General features: G+C 59.9%; 3 protein-coding genes. 1 reads left to right on the top strand and 2 read right to left on the bottom strand.

The annotated features are described in order from the left end of the window. Nucleotides 1–549 precede the first annotated feature (549 nt). A complete protein-coding gene (locus tag ACH2EH_RS00775) occupies nucleotides 550–1,329 on the top strand; it encodes a hypothetical protein (RefSeq protein ID WP_395137843.1) in 780 nt (259 codons plus the stop codon). On the opposite strand, the gene ACH2EH_RS00770 is transcribed toward ACH2EH_RS00775, so the two are convergent. Continuing rightward, complete coding sequence (locus ACH2EH_RS00770; RefSeq protein ID WP_395137841.1) at nucleotides 1,316–2,071, bottom strand: Nif3-like dinuclear metal center hexameric protein; 756 nt, start codon at nucleotides 2,069–2,071, stop codon at nucleotides 1,316–1,318. The two genes, ACH2EH_RS00775 and ACH2EH_RS00770, sit on opposite strands and share 14 nt — an antisense overlap. Nucleotide 2,072: 1 nt before the next feature. After that, nucleotides 2,073–2,442, bottom strand: a 370-nt coding sequence (locus tag ACH2EH_RS00765) for an adenine phosphoribosyltransferase (protein ID WP_395137839.1), incomplete at its 5' end; no start/stop codon positions are given.

The raw sequence follows: 2,442 nt of genomic DNA, 5'->3' as shown, positions 1-2,442 counted from the left end.
CACCCGTGATGGGCAATGTGATGGGCAAAGTCGCACGGCCCGAGATGGGAATGGGAGAAGTGACGACTCCCTCCGCTAAAGCAGAGAGCTTCTGAAATTATGTCTAGGACAAAATTATAAAAAACTAAATGCTCTGACTTCAGGCTTCTTGCAGAACGCACGGCGCATCCGCCCACGTTAACCTGCAAAGGCACCGTCCGTGCCCCAAGCGAAGCAACCCGAGGATTGGCTTCACACTCACTACAAGACGCGAAGATTTTACCTGGCAAACGAGATGTCACACTCAAATGTAGTTCCTTGCCAGAACCCCTCGGAATCCTCTGTAAACAAGGTGTGACGAATAGATACTCCGGCAAAAGTACGAACCCGGAAAGCAAGGAAACAAGAATTTGAAAAATATTTTAAAAAAAGGATGCCGATTCCCCTGCCAGCTAAAGCGAAGCTACCAAGCTTCGCAGCAGGCAGTCCCCTCGGTCGTTTAACTATGGCAAGTTCTAACCCGACGACACTCGACTCCAACCACTAGGGCGTAGGCGGTATCATAGGGGCATGAGTGTTCAGGAAACCGAAGCCCCTGCCCCCACTATCACGCGAGCGCCTCTCCGGACGCTGCCTAAAGTGGCGACAGCCAGCGCAACTCTGCGCGATGTATTTATTGTCACCTGGGCGGTGCCTGTTGAGAAGCTTCTGGGGCTCGTGCCTGTGGGAGTGACTCTGGAGCGGCTTCCCAGCAGCGACGGCCAGCTTGTGGGTTTTGTACAGCTTGTCTTTGCACTCCGGGATGATGCGCGGTGGTCGCCGCTCCCAGCACTGCTGGGCGACGACTTTCATGAGACCACGCTCCAGCTCCTGACCCGCACCGACGGTGAGCGGAGCGCGTTTGTGGTGGCGCATTTTGTAGGGAGCACGCAGGCCGCAGGAACTCTGACAGCATTTACCCGCGTGGTCGAGGAAGCCCGCTTCCATGTTTATATAGCGGGCGACCCGGCGCGGCAGACCTTTGCACGCTTGGGTATTAAGCTCACCACACACGCCGTGCAGGTGCATCTACGTGCCGAGGCTTGCGAGCCCCCCGAGCGCACTCTGATCGGCTCCTGGCATGAGTCCGTGGCGTTTTTGACACGCTTCAACCGCCAGTTGCACCCCGCCCGGCTCTCCAAAGAGGCGCTGAGCCTCTTTCGCACCGAGCATCCTCCCCTCACGCCGTGTGCCGCAAGGCTCACCCACCAGGTTCTGCGTCCCTTCGATGATCTGGAACTTGGAGAGCCGGTGCTCGCGCTCTACCAGGCGGAGCTACCGGTGACCAGCCTGCCGATCAAACGAAAGTGACACTCACATTCTCCAGTGCCTGCTCCAGCCGTCGGCCCAGCTCCCGCGCACCAGGGTTCTCCGTGGCGTGGTGCCCAGCATCCACGAGAAGAAAGCCCTGCTCAGCGGCGGCGATAAACTCATGGTGGCGGATATCGCCCGTCACCAGCGTATCGGCTCCCGCAGCAAGCGCATCGGCCATGAGCTCCGCGCCCGCGCCACCACAAACCGCGACACTCTGAACAGCGAGGGCGCGGGTCGGGGTGAGGGTGCGGGGCGCAATCCCTAGAACATTGCCTAGCTTGTTGAGAAAATCCGTGGCCGTGAGCGGCTCCCGCAAGAGCCCCACCCGCCCGATCCCGTGAGGATCGGCGGTAACGCGCAGAACTTTCACGTCGCTGAGCCCCAGTAAGTCTGCCAGCGTGTCGTTGATACCGCCGGGCGCGACATCCCAGTTCGTGTGCGCACAGGCAACCGCGATTCCGTGCCGCGCACACGCCAGCACGACACTTCCCGGATGCGGCTCGTCGGCCAAAAGCGTTCTGGCGGGATGAAAAATCAGAGGATGATGCGCCACAATCAGGCTCGCCCCGACTTTTCGCGCTGTCTCCACCGCCCGCTGGGTGACATCCAGGCACGCCACGATTCCCGTCAACGGCGCTTTTAAGTCACCAATAAGCAGGCCCGTGGGGTCGCTCCCCAGAGCTAAGTGCGGCGGCGCGATACTCTCCAGCGCCGCTAGGGCATCACGGATCACGTACATCTTAGTAGCTCAACAAAGTCGTGATATCGCGGCCCACCAGCTTGGTGCGGCCTTTGAGAAACGAGAGTTCGATAAAGAAGGCGAACCCCACCACGGCCCCACCAAGCTTCTCCGTAAGCTGCCCCGCCGCCACGGCGGTACCGCCCGTGGCAAGGACATCGTCCACAATGACAACGCGCTGACCAGGCTTGATCGCGTCAATATGCGCCTCAACCGTTGCCGTGCCGTACTCCAGCGCGTACTCCTGCGAGATGATCTGGTACGGTAGCTTTCCCGCCTTTCGGTACGGCACAAACCCGACCCCAAGCTCGTGGGCCACAGGCGCACCAAAGAGAAATCCGCGCGACTCAATTCCCACAATCACATCGGGC

This window comes from Armatimonas sp. (genome assembly GCF_043760365.1).
Classification (GTDB): domain Bacteria; phylum Armatimonadota; class Armatimonadia; order Armatimonadales; family Armatimonadaceae; genus Armatimonas.
This window is presented reverse-complemented; position numbering and strand designations above follow the sequence as displayed.

Excerpts from the sequence above, each read along its gene's own strand:
- ACH2EH_RS00775 (WP_395137843.1), top strand. The coding sequence starts at position 550 with ATGAGTGTTCAGGAAACCGAAGCCCCTGCCCCCACTATCACGCGAGCG.
- ACH2EH_RS00770 (WP_395137841.1), bottom strand. The coding sequence starts at position 2,071 with ATGTACGTGATCCGTGATGCCCTAGCGGCGCTGGAGAGTATCGCGCCG.